This is a genomic window from Arthrobacter sp. USHLN218 (assembly GCF_037144715.1).
GTDB lineage: Bacteria > Actinomycetota > Actinomycetes > Actinomycetales > Micrococcaceae > Crystallibacter.
Genome location: NZ_JBBCYT010000001.1, coordinates 548,577 through 573,133 on the forward strand (window position 1 = coordinate 548,577; position 24,557 = coordinate 573,133).

General features: G+C 66.9%; 24 protein-coding genes. 15 read left to right on the top strand and 9 right to left on the bottom strand.

Annotation, left to right across the window (positions count from 1 at the left end):
* Positions 1-78 precede the first annotated feature (78 nt).
* The 4 genes from WFH44_RS02430 to WFH44_RS02445 are packed head-to-tail and all read left to right on the top strand — an operon-like array spanning position 79 to position 3,886.
* Positions 79-1,194, top strand: a complete 1,116-nt coding sequence (locus tag WFH44_RS02430) for a SpoIIE family protein phosphatase (RefSeq protein WP_336711450.1) — start codon at positions 79-81, stop codon at positions 1,192-1,194.
* On the top strand, positions 1,191-3,146 hold the full coding sequence (locus tag WFH44_RS02435; RefSeq protein ID WP_336711452.1) for a glycosyltransferase: 1,956 nt from the start codon (positions 1,191-1,193) through the stop codon (positions 3,144-3,146). Before WFH44_RS02430 ends, WFH44_RS02435 begins: the two co-directional genes overlap by 4 nt.
* Positions 3,130-3,462, top strand: coding sequence for an STAS domain-containing protein (locus WFH44_RS02440; RefSeq protein ID WP_336711454.1), 333 nt, complete (start codon positions 3,130-3,132; stop codon positions 3,460-3,462). The genes WFH44_RS02435 and WFH44_RS02440 overlap by 17 nt, the downstream gene beginning before the upstream one ends.
* A complete protein-coding gene (locus tag WFH44_RS02445) occupies positions 3,455-3,886 on the top strand; it encodes an ATP-binding protein (protein ID WP_336711456.1) in 432 nt (143 codons plus the stop codon). The genes WFH44_RS02440 and WFH44_RS02445 overlap by 8 nt, the downstream gene beginning before the upstream one ends.
* A gap of 12 nt (positions 3,887-3,898) precedes the next feature.
* Here WFH44_RS02445 and WFH44_RS02450 read toward each other — a convergent pair whose 3' ends face one another.
* Both WFH44_RS02450 and WFH44_RS02455 read right to left on the bottom strand, forming a co-directional pair.
* A complete protein-coding gene (locus tag WFH44_RS02450; protein ID WP_336711457.1) occupies positions 3,899-4,108 on the bottom strand; it encodes a helix-turn-helix domain-containing protein in 210 nt (69 codons plus the stop codon).
* An 83-nt stretch (positions 4,109-4,191) separates the two neighbouring features.
* Positions 4,192-6,333: a M1 family aminopeptidase gene (locus tag WFH44_RS02455; RefSeq protein ID WP_336711458.1), complete on the bottom strand. Its 2,142-nt coding sequence runs from the start codon at positions 6,331-6,333 to the stop codon at positions 4,192-4,194.
* A gap of 286 nt (positions 6,334-6,619) precedes the next feature.
* Here WFH44_RS02455 and WFH44_RS02460 point away from each other — a divergent pair, with 286 nt between their 5' ends.
* Positions 6,620-6,898 (top strand): SHOCT domain-containing protein, encoded by a 279-nt coding sequence (locus tag WFH44_RS02460; protein WP_336711460.1) that lies wholly within the window; start codon positions 6,620-6,622, stop codon positions 6,896-6,898.
* A gap of 218 nt (positions 6,899-7,116) precedes the next feature.
* On the opposite strand, the gene WFH44_RS02465 is transcribed toward WFH44_RS02460, so the two are convergent.
* Complete coding sequence (locus WFH44_RS02465; protein ID WP_336711462.1) at positions 7,117-8,430, bottom strand: UDP-glucose dehydrogenase family protein; 1,314 nt, start codon at positions 8,428-8,430, stop codon at positions 7,117-7,119.
* A 333-nt stretch (positions 8,431-8,763) separates the two neighbouring features.
* On the opposite strand from WFH44_RS02465, the gene WFH44_RS02470 reads away from it, so the two are divergent.
* From WFH44_RS02470 to WFH44_RS02480, 3 genes are all read left to right on the top strand, one after another.
* Entirely contained in the window at positions 8,764-9,603 is an 840-nt protein-coding gene (locus WFH44_RS02470) for a hypothetical protein (protein ID WP_336711463.1), read from the top strand.
* 20 nt (positions 9,604-9,623) lie between these two features.
* Positions 9,624-10,655, top strand: a complete 1,032-nt coding sequence (locus tag WFH44_RS02475; RefSeq protein WP_336711465.1) for a M28 family metallopeptidase — start codon at positions 9,624-9,626, stop codon at positions 10,653-10,655.
* A 200-nt stretch (positions 10,656-10,855) separates the two neighbouring features.
* Entirely contained in the window at positions 10,856-12,394 is a 1,539-nt protein-coding gene (locus WFH44_RS02480) for a M28 family metallopeptidase (protein WP_336711467.1), read from the top strand.
* 32 nt (positions 12,395-12,426) lie between these two features.
* Here WFH44_RS02480 and WFH44_RS02485 read toward each other — a convergent pair whose 3' ends face one another.
* A complete protein-coding gene (locus WFH44_RS02485) occupies positions 12,427-12,900 on the bottom strand; it encodes a VanZ family protein (protein ID WP_336711469.1) in 474 nt (157 codons plus the stop codon).
* Positions 12,897-14,612 carry a sensor histidine kinase gene (locus WFH44_RS02490; RefSeq protein ID WP_336711471.1) on the bottom strand — a complete coding sequence of 572 codons (1,716 nt, stop codon included), beginning with the start codon at positions 14,610-14,612 and terminating at the stop codon, positions 12,897-12,899. Before WFH44_RS02490 ends, WFH44_RS02485 begins: the two co-directional genes overlap by 4 nt.
* A gap of 195 nt (positions 14,613-14,807) precedes the next feature.
* Between WFH44_RS02490 and WFH44_RS02495 the strand changes: the two genes are divergently transcribed.
* Positions 14,808-15,656: a response regulator transcription factor gene (locus tag WFH44_RS02495; RefSeq protein WP_336711473.1), complete on the top strand. Its 849-nt coding sequence runs from the start codon at positions 14,808-14,810 to the stop codon at positions 15,654-15,656.
* 24 nt (positions 15,657-15,680) lie between these two features.
* Here WFH44_RS02495 and WFH44_RS02500 read toward each other — a convergent pair whose 3' ends face one another.
* Positions 15,681-16,070, bottom strand: a complete 390-nt coding sequence (locus WFH44_RS02500) for an Hpt domain-containing protein (protein WP_336711474.1) — start codon at positions 16,068-16,070, stop codon at positions 15,681-15,683.
* 225 nt (positions 16,071-16,295) lie between these two features.
* Between WFH44_RS02500 and WFH44_RS02505 the strand changes: the two genes are divergently transcribed.
* The 4 genes from WFH44_RS02505 to WFH44_RS02520 all read left to right on the top strand — a co-directional run bounded on the left by WFH44_RS02505 (position 16,296) and on the right by WFH44_RS02520 (position 18,518).
* Entirely contained in the window at positions 16,296-16,847 is a 552-nt protein-coding gene (locus WFH44_RS02505) for an alternate-type signal peptide domain-containing protein (RefSeq protein ID WP_336711475.1), read from the top strand.
* 66 nt (positions 16,848-16,913) lie between these two features.
* A complete protein-coding gene (locus tag WFH44_RS02510; protein WP_336711476.1) occupies positions 16,914-17,468 on the top strand; it encodes a hypothetical protein in 555 nt (184 codons plus the stop codon).
* Between the two features lie 10 nt (positions 17,469-17,478).
* Positions 17,479-18,051 carry a signal peptidase I gene (locus tag WFH44_RS02515; RefSeq protein ID WP_336711477.1) on the top strand — a complete coding sequence of 191 codons (573 nt, stop codon included), beginning with the start codon at positions 17,479-17,481 and terminating at the stop codon, positions 18,049-18,051.
* A complete protein-coding gene (locus tag WFH44_RS02520) occupies positions 18,048-18,518 on the top strand; it encodes a hypothetical protein (protein WP_336711479.1) in 471 nt (156 codons plus the stop codon). Before WFH44_RS02515 ends, WFH44_RS02520 begins: the two co-directional genes overlap by 4 nt.
* Before the next feature lie 34 nt (positions 18,519-18,552).
* Here the strand turns inward: WFH44_RS02520 and nhaA are convergent, their stop codons facing one another.
* From nhaA to deoC, 3 genes are all read right to left on the bottom strand, one after another.
* The gene (nhaA, locus tag WFH44_RS02525; RefSeq protein ID WP_336711481.1) at positions 18,553-19,896 is read right to left on the bottom strand and encodes a Na+/H+ antiporter NhaA; all 1,344 of its coding nucleotides are present in this window, start codon (positions 19,894-19,896) and stop codon (positions 18,553-18,555) included.
* A gap of 291 nt (positions 19,897-20,187) precedes the next feature.
* Entirely contained in the window at positions 20,188-20,421 is a 234-nt protein-coding gene (locus WFH44_RS02530) for a hypothetical protein (protein WP_336711482.1), read from the bottom strand.
* Between the two features lie 42 nt (positions 20,422-20,463).
* Positions 20,464-21,135 carry a deoxyribose-phosphate aldolase gene (gene deoC, locus WFH44_RS02535; protein ID WP_336711484.1) on the bottom strand — a complete coding sequence of 224 codons (672 nt, stop codon included), beginning with the start codon at positions 21,133-21,135 and terminating at the stop codon, positions 20,464-20,466.
* Between the two features lie 212 nt (positions 21,136-21,347).
* Between deoC and WFH44_RS02540 the strand changes: the two genes are divergently transcribed.
* Both WFH44_RS02540 and WFH44_RS02545 read left to right on the top strand, forming a co-directional pair.
* On the top strand, positions 21,348-23,018 hold the full coding sequence (locus WFH44_RS02540) for an ATP-binding protein (RefSeq protein WP_336711485.1): 1,671 nt from the start codon (positions 21,348-21,350) through the stop codon (positions 23,016-23,018).
* Positions 23,015-24,550: a bifunctional diguanylate cyclase/phosphodiesterase gene (locus tag WFH44_RS02545; protein ID WP_336711487.1), complete on the top strand. Its 1,536-nt coding sequence runs from the start codon at positions 23,015-23,017 to the stop codon at positions 24,548-24,550. Before WFH44_RS02540 ends, WFH44_RS02545 begins: the two co-directional genes overlap by 4 nt.
* The last annotated feature ends 7 nt before the right edge of the window (positions 24,551-24,557 follow it).

Below are 24,557 nucleotides of genomic sequence, written 5' to 3' on the forward strand. Positions count from 1 at the left end.
GGCTCCGGTTACCGGTGATGACGGCGGTTTCAGTGGGACAGATGTGACAAATGGGGTGATTCCCGACTTAATGAGAACATGCCTGAGCCGCAAAGCACCCGCCGCGCCGTCATTGTGGAGGACAACGACGATATACGCGGCCTCCTGGTCCAGATTGTCTCGGGCCAGGGCTTCGAGACGGTCGAGGCAGCCACCGGCAGCGAAGGACTCGACCTGGTGCGGGCCGGCGGGGCGGACCTGATTACATTGGACCTGAACCTGCCGGACATGGACGGCATCGAGGTCTGCCGCCGGGTTCGGGAATTCTCGGACGCCTACCTGCTCATGATCACCGCGCGGGCCGATGAACTCCACCGCCTGGAGGGACTGGAGACCGGAGCGGACGACTACATCAGCAAGCCGTTCAGCCCGCGGGAACTTGCCGCCCGCATCACCGCCCTGTTCCGCCGCCCGCGCACCCAGCCGTCCGCCGTCGTTCCCGGCGAAGCCGAACAGCGGCGCGCGGCCGAGGTGCAGCGCAGCCTGCTGCCCTCGGAGCCGCTGCTGCTGGACGGGTACGAGATCGGCGGAAACTGCCGGCCGGCCCGCAGCGTGGGCGGGGACTTCTTCGACTGGTACCCCACCCGGGACGGCCTGCAGTTGACGCTCGCGGACGCGATGGGGAAGGGGATGGGCGCGGCCCTGATCGCGGCCACGGTCCGGGCCGTGCTGCGGTCGTCCGCCGGCCAGGCGGATCTGGATGCCGCCTTCCGGGCCGCCGGCCGGGAACTCGAGCGGGACCTGGAACAGTCCGCGTCCTTCGTCACCGTCTTCCACGCGCGGCTCGATGCACGGCACGGGCGCCTGGACTACGTGGATGCCGGCCACGGGCTCGGCCTCTATCTTGCCGGCGGCAACGTGAGCCGGCTGCCCTCCGGCGGACCGCCGGTGGGGGCACTGCCGGGGAGCACCTGGCGCTCCCACAGCGTGGAGCTTTCCCCGGGGGAGGCAGTCCTGGTGGCCAGCGACGGTTTGCTGGATGCCTTCGGTTCCGTGCCGGAGGCCATCGCGGCGGTCCGGGAGGCCGCGGCGCAGGAGGCGACGGCGCAGGGCGCCTGCGATGCCGTGCTGCGGCTGGCAGGCCCGGATGCCGCGGCAGACGACGTCACCGCCGTCATGGTGCGCCGGGGCGCTGACGGGCAGGCGCCGGAATGAACCGGTTCCTGGTCCGCCTCGTTGTGGTGCTCACGATCATCCTGGGCGTCAACTACGTGGCCTGGCGCTGGCTCGAATCGCTGAACTGGTCCGCCTGGTGGATCGCCGTGCCGCTGGTGCTGGCCGAGACGTACAGCCTCATCGACGTGTGCCTGTTCGGCGTCACAGTGTGGCGGCTCAAACGGCGCCCGGAGCCACCGGAGCCGGACCCCGGCGCCACGGTGGACGTCTTCATCACTACTTACAACGAGCCGCTGGACCTGGTCATGGAAACGGCGCTGGCCGCCCAGCGCATCAGGTTCCCGCACAACACCTGGATCCTCGACGACGGCGCCCGGGACGAACTGCGCGGGCTTGCCGAGGAGCACGGGCTCGGCTACCTGACCCGCAGCGCGGACTGGGCGGACCGGCCGCGCCACGCCAAGGCCGGCAACCTGAACAACGCGCTGATGACGACGTCCGGCGAATTCCTGCTGATCCTGGATGCGGACCAGATTCCGGAGCCCGAGATCCTGGACCGGACGCTCGGGTACTTCCGCAACCCCAAGGTCGCGCTAGTGCAGACCCCGCAGTACTTCAGCAATGTGCCCGTCGATGACCCGCTGGGCAGCCAGGCGCCGCTCTTCTACGGGCCGATCCAGCAGGGCAAGGACGGCTGGAACGCCGCCTTCTTCTGCGGATCCAACGCGATCCTGCGGCGCGAGGCCCTGATGCAGCTGGGCCTGGCCGGCTACGTCCGGGAGGTGGATCGCGGGGTCCGGCAGGCCCTCGCCGGCGCCCGCCGCGCCGTGCGCCAGGCCCGCCGTTCCCCGCAGGCCAGCGATCCGCTGGTCTCCGCACTGCTGGACGAGGTAGCCGAGGCCGCGGACCAGGCGTCCCGCGAGCTGAAGGACGGCGCCTCGCTGAGCGAAATCACCTACCGGGTGCGCCGCAAGGTGGACGCGGCGGTGCAGACCCTCGTGGCCGCCGACTTCTCCGCGCTGGAGGCGGACCTCGCTGAAATCGCGGCCATGGACCTGGCCCAGGGCGAGGGGCTGGAGGTGCCGGACGAGCTGGACAGCGCCGTGGAGCGGATGGCGAAGCGCGACTGGTCGCCGCTGGGCGCGCTCGAATCCGTGCAGGCGATCCTGGACGCGGTCTCGGTGGAGCGCTCGGACGAGGCCCAGCCGATCATGCCGCTGGCCACCATCTCGGTCACCGAAGACATGGCGACGGCCATGCGCATGCACGGCATGGGCTGGGAAAGCGTCTACCACCACGAGATCCTGGCTTACGGCCTGGCGCCCGAGGACGTGCAGACCATGCTGACCCAGCGGCTGCGCTGGGCCCAGGGCACCATCCAGGTGCTGCTGCGCGAGAACCCCCTAGTGCAGCGCGGGCTCAAGCCCGGCCAGCGGCTGATGTATTTCGCCACCATGTGGAGCTACCTGAGCGGGTTCGCCGCCGTCGTCTATATCGCCGCGCCGATCGTCTACCTGACGCTGGGCATCCTGCCGGTGAGCAGCCTCAGCTTCGACTTCTTCATCCGGTTCATTCCGTTCATGGTGGTCAACCAGCTGCTCTTCGCCGTGATCGGCCGCGGGGTCAGCACCTGGCGCGGGCAGCAGTACAGCCTGGCGCTCTTCCCCACGTGGATCAAGGCGTGTACGACGGCGGCACGCAACGTCTGGTTCGGCCGTCCCCTCGGGTTCGCTGTCACGCCGAAGGCGAGGCAGTCGGGCGCTCCCGGCTGGAGCCTGATCCGGCCGCAGCTCGTCGCCATGGTGCTGCTGGTCGTGGCTTTGGTCGCGGGGCTGGGCCGGCTGGCCGCCGGGATGAACGAGCCGATCGGAACTTTGGTCAATGTCGCCTGGGTGGTCTTCGATCTGGTCGTGATGAGCGTCCTGATCAAGGCGGTCCGGTACAAAGGGTTTAACCCGCTGGAAAGGAACGCAGATGCAATTCACCGTTGAACGGTTGCCGGACTACGCCGAGGTCAACGGCGTCGGCAAGCTCAACATGGTCGCCGCCCCCAAACTGCGCGAGGTTGTCGCGGACATCGTCGCGCACGGCAGCAACCACGTCGTGGTCAACATGGCCGGCACGGAGTTCATGGACTCGTCCGGGCTCGGCGCCCTGATCGGCTGCCTCAAACTGGCGCGGCAGGCCGGCGGAGACCTGCGGATCGCCAACGTCCAGCCGCAGGTCCAGATGGTGCTCGAGCTGACCAGCATGCACCGGGTCCTGACCCCGTACCAGAGCGTTGAGGCCGCCTTTTCCAATGGCTGAGATCGTAGCGGGGTTCTCACGCCGCGGTCCGGCCTCCGAGGAAACCCTGGAGGCCGTGCATGCCGCCCTGGACGAGCTCTGGACGGACGCGGAGTTCCTGTCCGACCTGGACCGGATGGCCTTCACCACCGCCGTCATCGAGGCCTCCACGAACGTCATCCGGCATGCGCAGCCGGACGACGGCGCCCAACTCCAGCTGGGCGTGGACGTGACCGTGTCGGCGGAGCGGCTGGAGGCACGCATCAGCGAGATCGGGGCCCGACGCTCGGAACCCGCCGCGGACGACGCCGCGATGCCGGAAGCCGGCGCGGAGAACGAGTCCGGGTGGGGGCTGGCGCTGATCCAGGCCCTCGTCACGACGGTCACGTTCGAGCGCGAGGACGGCAGCAACGTGTGGGTGCTGCGCCGCAACGCCTCGAACTGACGGTTCCGGTCCTCAGGGGACGGGGTCGGCCTCCACCGCGGCGTGCGCCAGGTAGTCCGAAACGGCGTCTTCGCTGATCCGGAATGAGCGGCTGATGTGCACGGCGGGAAGCTCGCCGGAGTGCACCAGCCGGTAGACGGTCATTTTGGAAACATTCAGCCGTGCCGCGACGTCCGAGACGGTCAGGAAGTTGCTGGTTCCGGTTGCTTGCTCACTTTGCATTTTTCCTCCCCAGGAAATGTACAGCCACTGTAGGCCTCAGCCGCCGCATCGGCCCCAAGAGACACGGCCGGAACCGGCGATTCTCAGGATGTCTTCAGGCTTCCCGGCTTGCCCGGGGTGAAAAGCCACTGGTCAAACAATTCATCCAGGTCGCGGCCGGAATATGCCTCGGCAAATCGCGTGAACTCCTTGGTTTCCACCGCCTTCCCGGACTGCGCGGCGGTCCAGCTGCGCAGCAGGCCGAAGAACTCCTTGTCGCCGAGTTCCTTGCGCAGGGCCTGCAGCACCATCGCGCCGCGGGCCTGCAGCGCCGGATCGAAGAGATGGTCCGCCTTCGGGTCGGTCAGCCGCAGTTTCCAGAACTGCTCGCCGGCGTCGATGCCGGCATAGAAGTCGAAGGTTTCCTGCGTGGTGCCCAGGTCCTGCTCCTCGTTCCACAGCCACTGGGCGTAGGTGGCGAAGCCGTCGGCGAGCCACGCGTCCTTCCACGAGGCCAGCGAGAGGTCGGCGCCGAACCACTGGTGGGCCAGTTCGTGGACCATGTAGGAGTCGGCGCTGGCCGGGTCGTAGAACCAGTCCTTGGCGTAGATTGGCCGGCTCTGGCTCTCCAACGCGAAGCCCAGGCCATCCTGGTCCGTCACCACTGCGCCCGCCGAGGCGTACGGGTAGGCGCCGAACTTCTTGGCCAGGAAGGACAGGATCTTTGGCTGCCGGTCGAGGCCCTTCTGCGCCTTCGCGCCGATGGACGTGGGGGTGGACACGCCGGCCTCCCAGTTGTTGGTGTTGGCCGGGCTGCCCTCCGGCGCCTCCGCCACCTTCCAGCCCTCCAGCCGGTCCCGGTTGCGGTCGTTCTCGAAGGAAGTAGATCCCTCGCCGGTGGAGACATCGATGTCCTCGACCAGTACGCCGTCGTGCTGGCCGGTGATGTCGCTCGCGTAGGTGATGGACAGTTCGACGTCCTTGCCCTTGTAGGCCTCGAGGTTGAACTCCCACTTCTCCCAGCCGTCGCTGGCGCCGCTGGCCGCCCACCACTCGCCCGAGGTGCCGGACGCGGTGCAGCCCCCCTCGCCGTCGTCCGACTGGTAGTGCCTCAGGAAGGGATGCACCTCATGCCAGGCGGGACAGGACTGGCCGGTGTCGTTGCTGGCGTGGCCGGTGGTGTCCTTCAGCGTGGTCCAGTCGCCGCCGCCCGCCGTCCGGGCCTCCACGAAGGCGAAATCCCAGCCCGGCTCGGTGTCCCGGTGCATCCAGAAGGAGAACTCCGCGCCGCCGTCGGGGACGCTGATGGTGCGGGTCAGCCGCTTGTAGGACGAATCCGCCGCGTGCGACCAGGCGAGCCCGTGGCCGTTGCGCGGGGTGACCACGTCCTTCAGCTTCGGATCCAGCGCGTTCCAGTAGTCCGTGCCCTTCTTGGTGTAGGACTCTATATCGAAATCGCCGATGTTGATCGAGGCGAGGTAGGTCGGCAGCTCCTCCTTGGCCTCCCAGGACCAGGTGGTCCGGCCGGACTTGCTGGACTTGCCCTTGAGCGCCCCGTTGGCCAGGGCCTCCCAGCCGTCGGGCACGGAGATGTTGTAGCTGAACGTTGCCTTGTCGCTCGGGTGGTTGTTGGACGGGAACCAGGTGGCCGCCCCCAGCGGATGGCCAGTGACGACGGCGCCTTCCTCGGTGTGGATGAATCCGGCGGTGCCCGGCTTCGTGATCGTCTTCGGCACACCGCTGTACTTGACGACGGCGGTGAATACCTTGCCGCGGCGGATTCCCTGCGGCGCGGTCACGGTCAGCTCCCCGCCTGGTTCATCGTCCACGACGAACCAGGCGGCGGTCAGGCCGTTTACCTGGACGGACTCGACGCTGAGCCCGTCCAGGTCAAGGTTGAAGGAGCTGAGGTCCTGGGTTGCCCGCGCCGTGATCGTGGCGGTGACGGCGAGCGTGTCCGTCGGCGGGTGGTAGTCAAGGTCCAACCGGTAATGCCGGACGTCGTAGCCGCCGTTGCCGGCGTTGGGATAGTAGGAATCGCCCAATCCGGAGGCGCCCGGCGCGAACTCGACCGCACCCGGATCCGGGGCCGCGAAGGCGGACGACGAGGGCAGCAGGAACGCTCCGGCGGCCAGGCCCAGCGCCGCGCCAGCCGCTGTCCCGCGGCGCGCCCAGACGCGGACGCACCGGTTGCCCCCGGTGCCCGGGACCGATGTGCCGACTGCTGACCAGGACCTGAAGCTCATGCTGTTCTCCCATGCAGCGGGGCGTCCAACCCATGCCTGCCCCACTCGATCTCTCCAAATCCGGTGGTGTCTACCTTGCTCTGCCGCTCCGGACGTGTCAATGAATGCCGTGGCACGGTGGTCCGTGCCGTGTCCATTCTTGGTGCCGCCCGTTGGGGAAACCTTGGATCAGCGGGAACGGAAGGTCCGGCTTCCGGCCCCTGTCTGCCGGTGCCGGGGAAGCGTATCCTAGGCACCAAGGGAGCCCGGCAAGGCCCCGCTTGCGGCGTCAAAGGGGATGATGGCAATGATGAACGGGAACTGGTTTTTCATGGGCTTCGTCTGGATTTTCGGCCTGGTCCTGGTGGCCGTCGTCGTGCTGCTGGCGGTGCTGGTGGTCCGTGCGCTGGTCACTTTCACGCAAAACGAAGCCGTGGCTGAGCCGCCCCTGAGCAGTCCCCAGCTCGGGGCTATGCCGCGGAGCAGGGCACGGCAGATCCTGGACGAGAGGCTGGCGCACGGGCACATCACGCCGGACGACTACAACGAGCGCCTGCGCGTCCTGGGCGAAACCCCCGGGCGCTGATCCTGCGGGGCCGGCTGCTCCCTCTCGCAGACCTCGGGCACCCGGCCGCATCTCCGGCCGCGGACACCATCCTTATGGCGCCGCGTTCGGCGTCGGCAAGCCCCCCGCGTCCGCATACGGCAATCCACCCGCGTCCGCACGCGACGGCCGAACGGTCCCGGTGACGGGCCGTTCCGCACGTGCGGCTGCGGACGCGGGTGGCTCTGTCCGGTTCCCGGTTAGGGGCGGCCGATGCCTTTGTAGGTGAAGCCGGCTTCGCGCCAGGCGGCGGGGTCGAGGACGTTGCGGCCGTCGAGGATGTTTTTCTCGTCGACGAGGTTTCCGACGGCGGCGGGGTCCAGTTCCCGGTATTCCTTCCACTCGGTCAGCAGGACCAGGGCGTGCGCGCGGGCCAGGGCGGTCTTGGTGTCCGGTTCGTAGGAGAGCTCGGGGAAGCGGATCTTGGCGCCGGCCAGGGCTTCCGGGTCGGTGACGGTGACGGTCGCGCCCTGGAGCTGGAGCTGGGCGGCGACGGAGAGGGCGGGGGAGTCGCGGACGTCGTCGGATTCGGGTTTGAACGCGGCTCCGAGGACGGTGATGCGCTTGCCGATGAGCGAGCCGCCGCAGAGGTCGCGGGTGAGTTCGACGACGCGGGAGCGGCGGCGCATGTTGATGGCGTCGACCTCGCGCAGGAAGGTCAGGGCCTGGTCGGCGCCGAGTTCGCCGGCGCGGGCCATGAAGGCGCGGATGTCCTTGGGCAGGCAGCCGCCGCCGAAGCCGACGCCGGCGTTGAGGAACTTGCGGCCGATGCGTTCGTCCATGCCGATCGCGTCGGCGAGGGCGGTCACGTCGGCGCCGGTGGCTTCGCAGACCTCGGCCATCGCGTTGATGAAGGAGATCTTGGTGGCGAGGAAGGAGTTGGCGGCGGTCTTGACCAGCTCGGCGGTGGCGTAGTCCACGACCAGGCGCGGGGTGCCGGTGGCCAGCGGGGTGGCGTAGACCTCGTCGAGGGCCGCGGTGGCGGCGTCGCCGGCGGGCCCGGCGGGGATGCCGTAGACGAAGCGGTCCGGGGTCAGGGTGTCCTTGACCGCGTGGCCCTCGCGCAGGAACTCGGGGTTCCAGGCCAGTACGGCGCCGGGGGTCTTGTCCGCGGCGAGGCCGGCGAGCCGGGCGGCGGTGCCGACCGGGACGGTGGATTTGCCGACGGCGATGTCGCCCTCGCGCAGGTAGGGGAAGAGCTCGTTGAAGGCCGAGTCGACGTAGGTCAGGTCTGCGGCGTTTTCGCCCTTGCGCTGCGGGGTGCCGACGCACACGAAATGGACCCGGGCGCCTTCCGCATCGGCCATGCTGGTGGAGAAGGACAGCCGCCCGGTCTCCTGCACCTCGGTCAGCAGTTCGGGCAGGCCGGGCTCGAAGAACGGCGCGCGGCCGGCCTGCAGGTCGCTGATCTTGCGCTCGTCCACGTCGATACCGATGACCTCGTGGCCGAGCTTGGCCATCGAGGCCGCATGCACGGCGCCGAGATAGCCACAGCCGATAACGGAAATACGCATACTGATCCTTCAACAATGATGAGACTGGTTCCGCGCCGGAGTCCCGGCGCCGCTATTGACAGTATCCCGCAATCGTAACGAGAAGATTAAAACCGAGGGTCGCTGCAGGGTTCGGCGCGGCGTACCTTGGCTTTCTCCTTGGACACAAAGTCGGGACGTTATGCATCTTGACTTTCTGCGCTAGAGTGCAGTCAGGTCCATGAAGGCCGTGCTGGGGAGCACGGTTGACGGACATCAGTTGGGGGATCCGATTCATATGTCAGCAATACAAGTAATCCGAAAACGCAGACCGATCCTGAGCGGGGTAATTCCGGACAGACGGTAGGCGAGGCGATGGAATCATTCGTCGGCATCCTGGACGAAGCCGGAATTCGAATAGTCATTGTTTTGTGCCTCGCGCTGCTGCTGCTTTTCATCGCCTTGCAGCGCCAGCCGCCGGCCGGGCTGGAACGAGACGCCGGACTGACGGGCACTGTCCTCGTCACCGGATCCGCCGTGACCGCGGTCGTGGCGGGAACCGTCGGGGGCGAGGCCGGCCGGCTGGCCCTGGTAGGCCTCGGCATCGGGGGTGCGTACGCGCTCTTCGCGAGCCTCGCCCGGCGATGGCAGGACTCGGCCCGCAATATGCACGTCGGCCGCTCCTTCGGGGAGTTCGTCCTCGGCGGCATCGCGTTCGTGCATGCGTCGGCCGGCTACTTCGAGCTCGCCTCGGCCGCCTCGGCTTCGGTGCTGCCGCGGCCGTTCTGGACGGCGGTCTACATCGCCCTGCTGGTCGCTGCCGCGCTGGCTGTGCTGCCCAACCACCACCAAGTGGGCGGACAAGGAACCGCCCTGGGGATTGGACTGTGCGCCTATGGCGGACTGCAGCTGCTGCTGTTCGCCATGGACGCCGGCCGGATGGGGGTGCTGGAGCTGCCGGGCAGCGATTGGGTGTGGACGCTGGCCGTCGCTGCGCTTGTCCTCATCGGTTGTGTGGCCGCCCCGCGGATCGTGACGGCGGCCGGCGCGCTGCTGGTGCTCCTGTCGCCCGTGGCGATGGAGGCCGAAGCCGGCAGCGCGTTTTCGCCCGGGGCCGTGGCCCTCGCGGTGGCGCTGGCCATGTTCGGCGCCGGATTCGCGGCCGTCTCCACCGTAGCCAGCCGCACTCTTTTACACGCAGGGGTGCTGCGCTAGATTCTTCGCAGGGGGACACCATGAAAACGCATCAACCGAGATACGCGGCAGCTGCATCTGCCGTCGCGATCGCCGCCATCGTGGTGACGGGCTGCAGCGCGCCTCCTCCGCCGTTGGTGGTGGTCGATGCAGAGGTGCCGGAGGCAGAGGTGCTCCGCGCGGAAGTGAATCACGGCGAAGTCATGGCACACCTGGAGGCGTTCCAGCGGATAGCGGATGACAACGGCGGCAACCGGGCCGCCGGGACGTCGGGCTACGAGGCCTCTGCCCGCTATGTCGAGGAGCAGTTGCGGGCCGCCGGCTACAAGACAGAGCGCCAGGAGTTTTCCTATGAGGGCCGGAGGGATCGGGAGGTAGACACCTTCAACATCCTCGCGGACAGCCGCGGCGACCCCGAACACACCATCGTCCTCGGTGCACACCTGGACTCGGTCCGCAGGGGCCCCGGCATCAATGACAACGCCAGCGGCGTGGCCGCGGTCCTGGAAACGGCGGTCCGGTTGGCCGAGTCGGGGATCGTGCCCGCGAACCGCGTTCGTTTCGCTTTCTGGGGCGGCGAGGAGGACGATCTCGTCGGTTCGCAGTACTACGTGGATGAACTCAGCAGCGATGAACGGCGGCAGACCGCGCTGAACCTTAACTTGGACATGGTCGCCTCGCCCAACGCCGTGCGTTTTGTCCACGACGGCGACGGGTCCGACCTTGGCAGCGCCGGGCCGCACGGCTCGGACGAGATCGAACGCGTCTTCATGGACTATTTCAGGGCGAACTCGCTCGAGGCCGAGCCGACACTATTGTTCGACGATTCCGACTACTTCCCCTTCATGGAGGCCGGGATTCCGGTCGGCGGCCTGTTTACCGGAGACGAAGGAACCAAGAGCAGCTCCGAGGCAAGCGTCTTCGGTGGGACCGCGGGACGCCAGTACGACTCGTGCTACCACCAAGCGTGCGACACGGTCGCGAACGTGGACGTCCAGGTGCTTGAGGAGATGACCGACGCCATCGCCCACGTGACCATGTCCTTTGCCATGGCGAAACCGGCGGCCAGCTGAAGCTTAACTTCCTCATCACAGTCCGGATTCCCGCCGCGGTCAAGAGCTCAAGGCGGTAGGAAGCACCGGGCCTGCAAGATCGGCCAGATCTGAAACAAAGTCTTCCAATCTCCGCCCGCGGTTACTAGTCTCTGGGCCACTGGCCGGAGTTGGGGAACATCGGGATCCGGCTGCTCGCAGATGAAGGGGAATCGCACCTGATGAAGCATCAACGCACCACTCGCACGGTGGCCGTGTCCGCCGTCGTCCTTCTGGCGCTGGGCCTGGGCGGTACAGCCCAGGCAGCCCCAAATAGCGCGGAGAAGCTGCAGAAAGCAGTCAAAACCGACAACGTCGTCGAACACCTCGAGGAACTGCAGGATATCGCCGAGGCCAATGGGGGAAACCGGGCCTCCGGCAGCCCGGGCTATGAAGCCGCGGCACAGTACGTCGAGAAGCAGCTGCGCAAGGCCGGTTATGACCCGCAGCGCCAGTACTTCGACTACCAGCAGTTCGTCGAGCACAGCCCGTCCGAACTGCAGCAGACATCACCCGTGGCGACCACGTACGAGCACGGCACGGACTTCCTCACCATGGAGTACTCCGGTACCGGCGACGTGACCGCTGCGGTGACGGCAGTCGACGTGAACTTCACCGATCCGGCCGCCTCCACCAGTGGATGCGAAGCTGCCGACTTCGCCGGCTTCCCGGTCGGGAACATCGCCCTCATCCAGCGCGGCACCTGCACCTTTGGCGAGAAGGCGCAGGAGGCTGCCGCGGCTGGCGCGGCCGGCGTCATCATCTTCAACCAGGGCAACGGCGAGGACCGCAGCGGCCTGCTGAACGGAACGCTCGCGGCCGTTCCGAACCCTGCCGTGCCGGTTGTCGGCGGCACCTACGCCCTGGGCCAGGAGCTGGCCGCGGATCCGGCCACCGAGGTGCGCGTCGCGGTGGATGCGGAAGTCGTCGACTCGACCACGTTCAACATCCTGGCGGACACCAAGGGCAATGCGGATGAAACCGTCGTCGTCGGCGCGCACTTCGACAGTGTCGCCGAAGGCGCCGGAATCAACGACAACGGTTCCGGCACCGCGGCAACCCTGGAGACGGCCATCCAGCTGGCGAAGACCAAGGCCAAGCCGGCGAACCGCGTCCGTTTCGCATTCTGGGGCGCCGAGGAAAGCGGCCTGCTGGGCTCCGAGTACTACGTCTCGCAGCTCAGCGACGAAGAGATCGCCCAGCACGCGCTCAACCTGAACTTCGACATGGTCGGCTCGCCCAACGGCGGCCGGTTCGTGTATGACGGTGACGGATCGGCGTTCGGCCAGGCCGGCCCGGAAGGTTCGGCTGAGATCGAGAAGGTCTTCGCCGACTACTTTGCGTCCGAAGGCCTGGCCTCGGCGGAGACGGACTTCAGCGGCCGCTCGGACTATGCGCCCTTCATCGCCGCGGGCATCCCGGCCGGCGGCCTGTTCACCGGTGCGGAGGGGATCAAGACCAAGGAGGAGGCAGCGATCTTCGGCGGCACCGCCGGCAAGGCCTACGACCCGTGCTACCACACGGCCTGCGACGACCTGACCAACATCGACGAGAAGCTGCTGGGCCAGATGTCGGACGCGGTCGCACACGCCACGGCCACGTTCGCTGACCTGCAGCCGCACAAGGGCAACGGCAAGGGACACCACAAGGGCAAGGGCAAAGGCCACCACAAGGGCAATCACGATCAGTGGGAGCATAAGGGCCACGGCGAGCAGCGGTAACCTGCACCGCTAACCCGGCACGGCGCCGTCGTTCATCTCTTCGGGATGTCCGGCGGCGCCGTTCTCCGTGTCCTGTGGTGCTCGAGGACCGCGTAGAGGATCACCAGTCCGACCGCGGCGCCGTGCGTGTTCGCCAACACGTCCTGCATCGTGCCGAAGCGGCCGGGCAGGAAGCAGTCCTGGAAAAGCTCGATCAGGAACGAGACCACGAACGCCCCCGGCAGGGCCAGCCACCGCAGGCCGTCGCGCAGTTGGATCCCGGCGAGCACGCCGATCGGCACGAACATGGCCACGTTGGCGCTGGCCTCCACCAGGTTGTAGTCGATCCAGTCCGGTGCCCCGAAAGCCCGCAGCCGGATGAGCATGCGCGCGATGGCCCCCTGGGCCTGCTGGTCCACCGGGGACGGCCATAGCACGATGAACGCCACGGTGAGCAGGTACAGGGCCAGGAGGCAGGCGGCCAGATGGCCGCGGCCGTACGGGGCGTGCGAGGGAGCGGCCGTCACCGGACACCCGCGGGAGCCTGCCGGCGCTCCCCGTCCTGTGCCTTGTCCAAGGGCAGCGTGACAGTGAACGTGGTGCCGGCGCCGAGCGTGCTCCTGCACTCGATCGTGCCGCCATGGGCCTCCACGATGGACTTGCTGATGACGAGTCCGAGCCCGACGCCCGGAATCGCTGTCCGGCGGACCGCGGCGGTGCGGAAGAACTTGGTGAAGACCTCCCGCTGGTCCTCCTCCGAGATGCCCAGGCCGTAGTCCCGGACCTCGAGGACGGCCTTGCCGCCCGCTGCCCAGGCCCGGACCTCCACCTCGCCGCCGCCGGGGGAGTACTTGATGGCGTTGGAGAGAAGGTTGTCCACGACCTGGCCGATCCGGTCCGGGTCGATAAAGGCCTGCAGTGCCTCCGGACAGTCGTCGCGGAGTACGACGCCGGCCGCGGCCGCCTTGGGTGCCGCTGAGTCCACGCTGGAGCGGATCACCTCGGCGAGCGGCGTGCGTTTGGGCGCGATGCTCATGGGCCCGGACGCAGAGGACAGCAGGTCGGAGACGAGCTGGAACAGCCGCTCCGCATTGCGCTGCGCTACACGCAGCGAGCCGGCCAGCCGCCCCGTCCCGTCGGTCTCCTCCACTTCTTCCAGGGCCAGGTCCAGGTAGCCGATGATCGAGGTCAGGGGAGTCCGGAGTTCGTGGGACACACTGGCGACGAAGTCGTCCTTGGCAGCCAATGCACGGACCAGCTCCGTCACGTCGGCAAACGCGATCACGGAGCCGTCGAACTCCCCGTCGTCGTCAATCATGGGACGCGCGGTGACTGCCATGGCCCGCTGCTGCTTGCCCGCGCCGATCCACAGCAGCTCGTCGCTGAAGGTCTCGCCGCGGATGGCCCGGAGTACGGGCCGCTCCTCCAGGGGAATGGGGGTGGTGCCGTCCGGCTGGAAGACCAGCAGCTGCGACTCGTTCGGGTCCTGGTTGCCGCTGGGGGCCGCCAGCAGGTGGTTATTGCGCTGGTGCCGGTTCATCAGGATGTCGTGGCCGCCCCGGTCCACGGCGACCAGCCCCACGCTCACGGTGTCCATCATCGTTTCCAGCAGCCGCTGGCGGTCCCGGGTCTCGCGCAGGACCTGCTGCAGCTCCCGGTCCTTTGCCTCGAACTCGAGCTGCCGCGCCGTTTCGCTCTCGCTGGCCACCGAGATAGTCACCCCAAAGGCCAGCATCAGCACCGGGACAATCAGCGTCGAGGCCAGGTCCGGCAGGGCTACCGGTCCTGATGACGTGAAGGCCGGCAGCCAGACGATGGCGAGCGGGAGCACAAAGCTGATGATCCTGGCGCCAATCGGGGCTATGCCGGACCAGGCCAGCCAGAAAACCGGGAAGAGCATGAGCAGGCCGAGTCCGGTGATGGCGTCCTGCCCGCTGTGCCGGAGCGCGCCGATCGCGATGAAGTCCGCCAGCGGGATGACCCAGTAGGACCCGCGCGGCAGGTTGTCCCACGGCACGGCGAAGGCCAGCAGGGTCAGGACAGCGAGCTGCCCTAGGCCAATAAGGAAGGAAGGATGCCGGAAGGTCTCGGGGAAGAAGCAGGCGACGAGCACGGTTACCAGTGCCACGGTCAACACGAGCGGCAGCTGGCTTAGGCCCACCCGGAGGCGAAGGCTGAGCTCGTAGAACGGCTTGCGCACGCCGATCAGTCCCAGGGTTCTTCTGACGACCGTGGACATGGCGGACGAATCCTGTTCCTGTTGACGACGGGGACGCCTGCGCAGGAGGCAGGCCCCCACCGGCGACATCAGTATAAGTCGGGTTTCTGACACTTAGCTGGAGCAGCCCTCAGTGCTCTGGTAAATCGATCTGACAAGGGGCTACAATGCAGGTCAGGGAGCGTAAGTTGGGGAATAAATGCGAAGCGGGGCAGAGTGGTTCCAGCACGGGTAGCAGTAATAATCGAGGACGACGGCGACATACGTGAGCTTATACGTGCTGTCCTGACGCAGGCCGGCTTCGAGGTCTATGCAGCAGCCAGCGGTGTCGAAGGTGTCTCCACTGTCCGCGAAAGCAACCCGACGGTGGTGACTCTCGACCTCGGACTTCCAGATATCGACGGCTTCGAAACCGCCCGCCAGATCCGCCAGTTCAGCGACGCCTACATCATCATGCTGACGGCCCGGGCCGAGGAGCTGGATACGCTGCTCGGGCTGGAATCCGGCGCGGACGACTACATCACCAAGCCCTTCCGGCCGCGCGAATTGCGTGCCCGGATCACCGCCATGCTTCGCCGGCCGCGGAACGGGCAAGTGCCGGTAGTGGCCGAGGAGACTGAGGCATTCGATCGGGAGCCTGACCTCGAACCGGCAACGCCATCGGTGCCCGCTTCCTCGTCTCCCGAATCGGCCCCCAGGCAATCAGTGGTCGCCGCGCCCGTCGAAGAGGACAGCGCGTACTGCCACAACGGACTCGTGCTGAACCACAGGACGCGCACCACAGAGGTCGATGGCGCCCCGATCGAACTCACACGCACGGAGTTTGACCTGCTGCATGCGCTGCTGGAAAGCGGCCGCGTAGTCCGCAGCAAGGCGGACCTGGTCCGCCGGCTGCGGTACGAAGAATATGACACGGGGTCCTTCATCAGCGACGCTGACGAACGCGCCATCGAAGTCCATGTCGGCAACCTGCGGCGCAAACTTGGAGACGACTCCCGTTCGCCCAAGTATCTGGAGACCGTTCGCGGAGTCGGTTACCGGCTGGCCCCCAACGCCCTCCGCTAACCGACCCCGCTACCCGGTCACCAGCTACCTGCCGCCAGATCCCGCTGAGCTCAAATACCAGAGCCTCAGCTGGACGATCGTCGCTTCGCCGCAGGACTTGATTTCCTCAAGGAGCGCGAGCGTACGCGACGTCCGCATCTCCTCTCCCAGGCACTGGATGAGCTGCTGAAGCTTCGCAGCCAGCGCCGACAACGGCTTAGCGCCCGCCATGGCACTGGCGGTCTTTACGCTGAGCACCGCATCCATCGCAGCCTTCACATCGCATGCCAGGACAGCCTCCCGAAGACGGGCGTGCCGTGCCTCCCACATGCTGATGAAGTTACCCACGAAGGACCGGCATACACGGTCGTCATCGAACTCATCCGCCAGCTCACGCAGCGCCTCGAAGGAAACCAGCTGGTCGTCGACCCTCATGGTTCCTCCGTCCGCGTGATCCGACCTGATGCAGCCATTGTCGCCACACATGCTCAAGCTCCAGCGCAGAAACACCTCAAGATCTGCTCAAGATTCAGCTGGCCAGAAGGGCCCAAATCTTGAGGAGATCTTGCATCTTCCTTTTGTTAACCCAGCGTCGATTCTTGAGAATCGGCCGCAAGGGTGGCACTTGTCAGCAATTAGTTTGAACAGTTGGGGCTACAAATGAACACGATGACGAAAGGTGCCATCGCCACCGGTATTGGCGTAGCACTGCTCCTAGGCGGCGGTGGGACGTTGGCCTGGTGGAGTGTGGACTTGCCTGGAGGGGACCCGGGCAGTATTACCGCCGGCGATCTCAACCTAAAGGCCGGTGAGGCTTCCTGGACCTCAAACAAGACAGGACACATCTCGAATATTGAGGCCTACCGAATCGTCCCGGGCGAGAAGATTACTTATTCGCAGGACCTTACGGTCACTCTTGAGGGCAAAGCGATGGCTGCGACCGTGAGCGCCGAGGGCATCGGCCGAGGTGAGTTCGGGGAAACGGCAAAGCAGACGCCCGTGCAGCTAACGCTAGATGGAGAGCGTATCGTTGGCCCGCTCAAGGCGAGCATGACCGATTCCGAGACCCACACTATGGAAGTCAAAGCTGCCACGACTTTCGAGTTCTTTGCTTCGACAGGCGCGCGCGACAGAGTAGGAGCCGCATACGATTTCGGTGAGGTCGCATACAAGCTGGAGCAGATTAAGCCTCAGGCGGTCGCCGCTCCTTAAGGCAGGTTACGAGCAGCGCAACACGCCTCAGCGGCATTCGCCCGTTGACCGACCCAGAGAAACACGATGCGGATCAAGACGTTACTGAAGGCCAGCGCTCTCCTCGCTGCCGCCGTCGTTCTTGGTTTGCTGACTGTACAGGGGACGTACGCGCTGTGGAGCAGGGTGGTGCCGGTGGAAGCCGGCACCATCCAGGCGGCGAATTTTCGTGTCACGCTCACGGACGTGGGAACCGGTGCAGAGATGGAAATGGTGGATGCTTCGGGCAAGGCGGCGTTGCTGCCGCTGCGGCCAAGCGGCCCCGTTTCGAGCACGGTGCCGGCCTACGCCGGCGTGAAGGTCTCGAACGTCACGAATGCGGGCTCGGATTTCGCGGTCCGGGCCCGCATCGGACAGGCTTCCGCCAGCTACCTCGTGATCAAGACAAGGGCGCTTCCTGCGGATACGAGCAATTGCGGCGCCGTCGATTTCACCGCCGCCGGCGGCTCGGCCGAGGCGACCCTTGCCAAGAATGCGTCGGCCGTCTTCTGCTTTCAGTTGGCGTTGGTTTCGACCGCGCCTCAGGCACTCTCCGGCACGCAGACGAAGATCACCGTGCCGATTACCGCTGACCAGCTTTGAACGGATAGCTATGACTGCTGCTGGCGTTGAAACCAGCCTTGTAACCAAGCCGCGGGGGATGCGGCGCGCCGCCGGCCGGGTACTGGGTTTCGTGGCGTTGTGCACGGCCCTTTTTGCCGCTGTAATCCTAATCGTCATTCCTGCCGTCACGGGTTCGCAGCCTTACACGGTGCTGACCAATTCGATGGCGCCGAAGTATCCGCCGGGGACCCTGCTGATCGTCAAGCCAACGGATTTCGCCGGGCTGAGGATCGGCGACGTCATCACGTACCAGCTCAAGTCCGGAGAACCGGAGGTGGTGACGCACCGTATCGTGTCGATCGGCGTGAACCAGGAGGGCGACCGCACGCTGATCACCAAGGGCGACAACAATTCGCTGGAGGACGAGGTCCCCGTGCAGGAGGTGCAGGTCCGCGGGAAGTTGCTGTACTCCGTGCCAAAGGTGGGGTGGGCGGCCAACTGGATGGAGAACAACAACCGCGAGGGCGTGGCCAAGTGGGTCGCCGTCGGCCTGATCGGCTATGGAGTGGTCACTATCCTCCGAGGGGCACGGGAGTCACGCCGAAAGAAGGCCGAGGCATGACTGAGCAGGGCACGAGGTTTCGGCAGTCCAAACAACTTCGTGTTGCCGCTGCAGCCTTCACGGCTACGGTGCTGATGGGCGCCGGCGCGGGAACGGCGGCGGCCAAGTGGTCCCAGTCGGCGGCCGTCGAGGTGTCCGTCGCCGTGGGAATCGTCGGTTCCGGCTGTTCGGTTTCCGCGGATGGCAAGACCTTCACCATCCGGTGGATGCAGACCCCGGGGACTGGCTTCACGCTTTCTGCGGTTCGCCTGAACAAGGGCGGCCAGGAACCGGGCAAAGACCCGATCACGTTGGTCGCCCCGCGGCCGGACGCATCAGGGCTGGCGATACTTACTATCTCGCTGGACCAGTTGGGCCTCAACAACAGCAACTGGGAGGTTGTCGTGACGAAGACCGACTCAGCCGGGGGAACGCAGCCCCTGACATGGACACTCAGTGAGTTGAGCCAAAAGGGAGTCTGTTCCTAACCGCGCTGTGGCTGCCGACGACCGTTGCGGCGCATCAGGCGCGGTTGCCCTCTTCGTAGACGTCGGGAATGCCGTCGTGGTTGGCGTCCACCTGTTCCTCAGCCTCGACACGGCGGTAGTGGCTGTTGCGGGCGCGCAGGACGCCAGCGGCGACGAGGGCGGACACCAGCGAGCCGGTGAGGACGGCGACCTTGGCATGGTCGTGATGCTGGCTGCCGAGGAGGAAGCTGAGGTCGTTGACCAGCAGCGACACGGTGAAGCCAACGCCGGCGAGGATGGCGACGCCCAGCACGTCGACCCACTTCAGCGAGGGGTCCAGGTGCGCCTTCGTGGCCTTGGTGAGGACCCACGTGGTCAGCAGGATGCCGATGGGCTTGCCCAGGAAGAGGCCCAGGATGATGCCCATCGCGACGGCGTCCGTGACGGCTGACTCGAAGCCCGCCCATCCTCCGAGCGCCACGCCCGCGGAGAAGAAGGCGAAGACCGGAACGGCGAAGCCCGTGGACAACGGACGGAAGCGGTGCTCGAGCAGCTCGGCGAGGCCAGGCCCGGCATCCGGGCCGCCGTCCTTCGCGCGGCGCTGGACGGGGACCACGAAGCCGAGCAGGACGCCGGCAACGGTGGCGTGGACGCCGGAGGAATGCATCAGGGCCCAGGTGATGACGCCCAGCGGGAGCAGGACGATCCATGCGGCGGCATGGTGCCGGGCGAAGAAGCGGGTGTACTTCTGCGTCAGGAAGGCAAAAAGCCCGAGCGGCAGCAACATCCACAGCAGGAACGGGACATGGACTTCTTCGGTGTAGAAGAACGCGATGATGGCGATCGCGATCAGGTCATCGACTACCGCGAGGGTCAGGATGAAGATGCGCAGGGCGCTCGGCAGATGCGAGCTGATGACGGCCAGCACGGCGACGGCGAAGGCGATGTCGGTAGCGGTGGGGATGGCCCACCCGCGCAGCGCTTCGGGGCCGGCGCTGAGGTTGATGGCGACGTAGATCAGGGCCGGGACTGCCACACCGCCGAATGCCGCCGCGATGGGAACGATAGCGCGGCTGGGCGAACGCAGGTCGCCCGCGACGAACTCGCGCTTGAGTTCCAGACCGGTGAGGAAGAAGAAGATGGCCAGCAGGCCGTCGGAGGCCCACTTGCCGATGCTCAGGTCCAGGTGCCACGGCTCGTAGCCGATGGTGAAGTCCCGGATGGCGAAGTAGCTGTCCGCGGCGGGGGAGTTCGCCCAGACCAGGGCGGCGACGGCGGCGATCAGCAGCAGGATCCCGCCGACGGTTTCCTTGCGCAAGAGGTCGCTGATCCGCAGATACTCGGGATAGCTGCCGCGTCCGAGGACGGTTTTGGATTGGCCGGGAGCGGGCTGGGTCATGGCTCTCCTTGGGGTCAGGACGTCACGAATTGCTCGACGACCAGACTTCCCGTCACACCGTTTGCCAGTCTACATGCGCATCGACCGGCAGCGGAACGCCGACGACGGCGGGCCGCCCCGCCGTCGTTGTGGCGCCTTGCCCAGCGGGCAGCGTGCCGCCGCCGTTAACGGGCTGAGCGCACAGCCGGTTGCAGGTGCCACCGGGTTTTCGGCCAGGGCCGAGCACCGGAGTTCTCCTGCAACCGAGGCTGTGCGCCCAGGTGTTGGGGGGCTTGTCGCCCGTTGGTGGGATTAGCTAGCGAGGTCTTTGTGGGAATCCGAGCGGCCGATGATCTGCTGCGGGATGAAGAACGCCAGGGCGAACAGGGTCAGGCCGATGGCGAAGGCAGGGATGGCCCCGATCTGCGGCTCGAAACCGAAGGCGACGATCGCGCCGAGGAACAGCACCATCATGAGGACGAAGATCACGATGTTGCTGACAAGGTGGCCTTCGCCGGAGTGGGAGCGCTGCTTAGGGGTTGCCATGGGGGATTTTCTCTCCTCGAAATGCGGGTGGTGGTCCGGACGTCAGTATCCGGAAGAAGTTGTCTCGCCGTTAACAATAGCTACTGACGAGCTGGCGCCGATCCGTGTTGCGCCGGCTTCAAGCATGGACTTGGCGTCCTCGATCGAGCGCACTCCGCCCGAGGCCTTGACGCCCAACGCGGATCCGACGGTGCCGCGCATCAGCTTGATGTCCTCGACCGTGGCGCCGCCGCCGGTGAATCCGGTGGAGGTCTTGACGAAGTCGGCACCGGCTTCGGCAGCCACCTCGCAGACAAGCACTTTCTGCTCGTCCGTGAGGAAGTGGGTCTCCAGGATGACTTTCAGCAGCGCACCCCCTGCGTGGACCGCGTCGGCCACGGCCGCGATGTCCGTGAAGAGCGAGCTGCGGTCACCGGCGCGCGCGGCGGCGACGTTGATGACCATGTCCACTTCGTCCGCGCCGTCCAGGTTCGCGCCGCGGGCTTCGTAGACCTTTACGTCCGTCGGCGTCGCTCCAAAGGGGAATCCGACGACGGCGCAGGTCTTGACGCCCGAGCCCTTCAGCGTGTTGTGCACGAGCGCCGTCCAGACCGGGTTCGTGCAGACCGAGGCGAACTTGTACTTGACCGCCTCCTCGCAGACTTTCAGGATGTCCTCGCGCGATGCCTCCGGCTTGAGCAATGTGTGGTCAATATAGGCGGCGATCCCGGACATTGGCATCCTTTCGACTACGTGCTCTGGAGCCTCCATCTTTGCATAGAAGGGTGCGGGCTTGCATTGGGCCTAGTCGCCCCGCGCGGCGCAGCCGGACCGGGTTGGGCAGGATGCTGGCGCAGCGGCGGCCGCGATGGTGAAATGATTGATTGTGGGGCTCGCCCTTGCAAATGACGACGCCCGCAGCAGCGCAGGCGCCGGGAAAAGGATTCATGGAAACAGCCACGGTGCCGGCGGCGCAAGCGCCCGTCGCGGTCGCGGGGGACAGGCCCGAAGAACGGGCGGAGGCCTGTTCGGTGCTGCGTGCCGCGGGGTTCCCGATCAGGGAGGCTGCGGACGGGGAATCGCTGGTCAAGCTGCTGGCCCCGGACGCCCCGAATGCTCCGGAGCAGCCCGGTGCCGTCATCATCCTGGCCGCTTGCGAGTCGGAGGGCGACCACTGGCTGGAGCAGTTGGCGCGGACCGGCCTCCGCGGACGGCTGCCGGTGGTCCTGGTGACGGGCGGCCGCGTCCCGCCCGAGCGGATCGCCCAGTGGGACCCGTCGGAATTCCTGCTGCGGCCCCTGCAGCCGGAGGAACTGGTGCTGCGGGTCCGAGCCGCGCTGGCCCGCAGCAGCCAACGGGCCGAGCGCCGCGAAAAAACCGAAGCTTTGCGCAGCCGCACCCGGCGGATATCGGAAGCCATCCGGGGCTCGCACGATCCGCAGGCGATGTCCCGCAACGTGATTGCCGGCCTCGGGGAAGTCTTCGGGGTCGAGCACAGCTGGATCCTGACCTTCGGGGACGAGAGGGTGCCGGAGCAGGCCCTGGGCTGGAGCGCGGACGGGATCCGCGGCACGGCGCCGGCCCTGGCCGAGGAGGATGCGCGGCCGCTGGCGGCGCAGCTGTGGGAAGACGCCACCGTGCTCGCCGTGCCGGACCACCACGACCCGGCCCTGGCGCCGTCGTGCGATCCGCTGGCGAAGTCCGCGGCCCGGGACGGACTGGGTTCCTCGCTGATCGTGCCGCTGGGCCACGGGGCGAGTGCCTTCGGCCTGCTCTGGCTGGGCGCCCACGCCCCGCGCACGTGGACGCCGGTGGAGGCCTCGCTGGTCCAGCACGTGGCCGGCAACCTGGCGCACGGGCTGGTGCAGGGCCAGCTGATCACGGCGCAGCGGCAGGTCCTGGAGCGGCTGCGGGACCTGGACCGGGCCAAGAATGAGTTCGTCGCCACCGTTAACCATGAGCTGCGGACACCGTTGAGCTCCATCATCGGCTATCTGGACCTGATTATTGACGACGGCGAGGGGCGCCTCTCGGAGGAAACGTCCCGCATGCTGCAGGTCGTCGCGCGCAACGCCCACCGCCTGCACCAGCTCATCGAGGACGTCCTGATGCTTTCGCGCAGCGATGCGCAGCAGATCCGGCAGTCGATCGAAAAGTTCAACCTCAATACGGTGCTCCGGTCCGTGGTGGCGACGATGGCTCCGGCCGCGGCGGCCGGAGACCTGAGGCTCCAGCTTGAGGATCGGGAGCCGGTCCAGGTCGAGGGTGACCGCGCGCAGCTGGAGCAGGTCTTCACGAACATCATTTCCAACGCCGTCAAGTTCACGCCGTCCGGCGGCAGCGTCACGGTGACGCTGTCCAGCACGGACGGCGACGGCGTGGAGCGGGCCTGCGTCAGGGTTGCCGATACCGGGATCGGGATACCGGAGGACGAGGTGCCCAAGCTGTACCAGCGCTTCTTCCGCGGATCCAACGCCACGGCCGCCGCCATCCAGGGGACCGGCCTTGGCCTGGCCATCGTGCAGGACCTGGTGCATCAGCACGGCGGGGAGCTCTTGGTGCAGTCCCGCCTGGGCGAGGGCACGACAGTCTCCGTTGAACTTCCGGTGCAGCGGTGACCGCGGCCGGGCCGAAGGACCCCCGCCTGCAGCAACTCGTCGAGGGAGTTGTGAAGCTGGCGTCCGGCGACCTCTCGGCGCGGATCCCGCCCTCGGAGGCCCGGGACGAGATCGACGCCGTCATCACCGGCGTCAACCTGCTGGCCGAGGAACTGCACTACATCTACTCCGACCTTGAGCAGCGGGTCGCGGAACGGACGGCGGAGCTGATCCAGGCCCAGGCCGAGCTGCGCCGGATGGCGATGACCGACGCGCTCACCGGGCTGGCCAACCGGTCCCGCCTGCGGGAACGCATCATCGAGGCCCTCGAAGCGGTGCAGCATGGAGGCCGCCCGCCAGCGCTGATGATGCTGGACCTGGACAGTTTCAAGACCATTAACGACAACCTGGGCCATGGCGCCGGAGACGAAGTGCTGGTCGAGGTGGCCGGCAGGCTGCGGGCCTCGGTCCGTGAGACGGACACTGTGGCCCGGCTCGGCGGCGACGAATTCGCGATCCTCGTTCCCAACGCGAACGAAGACGACGTGCGTGCGATCGCACACCGCGTGCTGCGCTCCCTGCAGCGAAGCATCACCGTGGGCTCGGCCTCCGTATGGGCCATGGGCAGCATCGGTGTGAGCATCGGTTCCGAAGAGGACACCGCGGCCGCCCTGCAGCGCGACGCCGACGTGGCCATGTATGTGGCCAAGTCCCGTGGCCGGAACAATGTGCAGCTCTTCGTCCCGTCCATGCTCGAGGCCACCCAGGAGCGTTCCCGGACGGCCGCGGAGCTGCGCAGCGGCCTGGAAACGGGTCAGCTGTCGCTTTATTACCAGCCCGTCGTCGCCCTTGCGACCGGCAGGATCATTGGCCTGGAGGCCCTGGTTCGGTGGCGGCACCCGGAACGCGGCATGGTCCTGCCGGACACCTTCATCCCGCTTGCCGAGGAAACCGGGCTGATCGTGGACATCGGCAGGTGGGCACTGGCGGAGGCGCTGCCGCAGCTGAAGGCGTGGAACGCCGTCGTGCCGGGCATGCAGGACGTCAAGCTGCATGTAAACCTGTCCGCCGCCGAGCTGCTGCGGAAGGATCTGCTGGACGACGTCGCCGGAACCCTGACGCGCTGCGGCATCGCGCCGGCGCAGCTGGTCTTCGAAATTACCGAGACCGTCCTGATGACCCGTGAGACCGAAGAGGCCCAGGTGCTGGCTAAGCTCAGCGGGCTGGGCGTGGGCCTGCAGATCGACGATTTTGGCACCGGCTACTCCTCGATCAGCTACCTGCGCTCGCTGCCGGCGGACACCGTGAAAGTGGACCAGTCGCTGATCAAGGGCATCGACGCGGACCAGGGCCAGCGCGACTTCGTGGCCGCAGTCCTGCAGCTGATCAGGTCGGCCGGGCTGCAGGCCATTGTCGAGGGCATCGAGACGTCCGGAGAGGCCGCGCGGCTGCGGGAACTCGACTGTCTCTACGGCCAGGGTTTCCATTTCAGCCGCCCGGTGCCGGCCGACGCCGTCGTGTTCTTGTTCAATGCGGACTTTCCGCCTGCCTAAGGTTGGT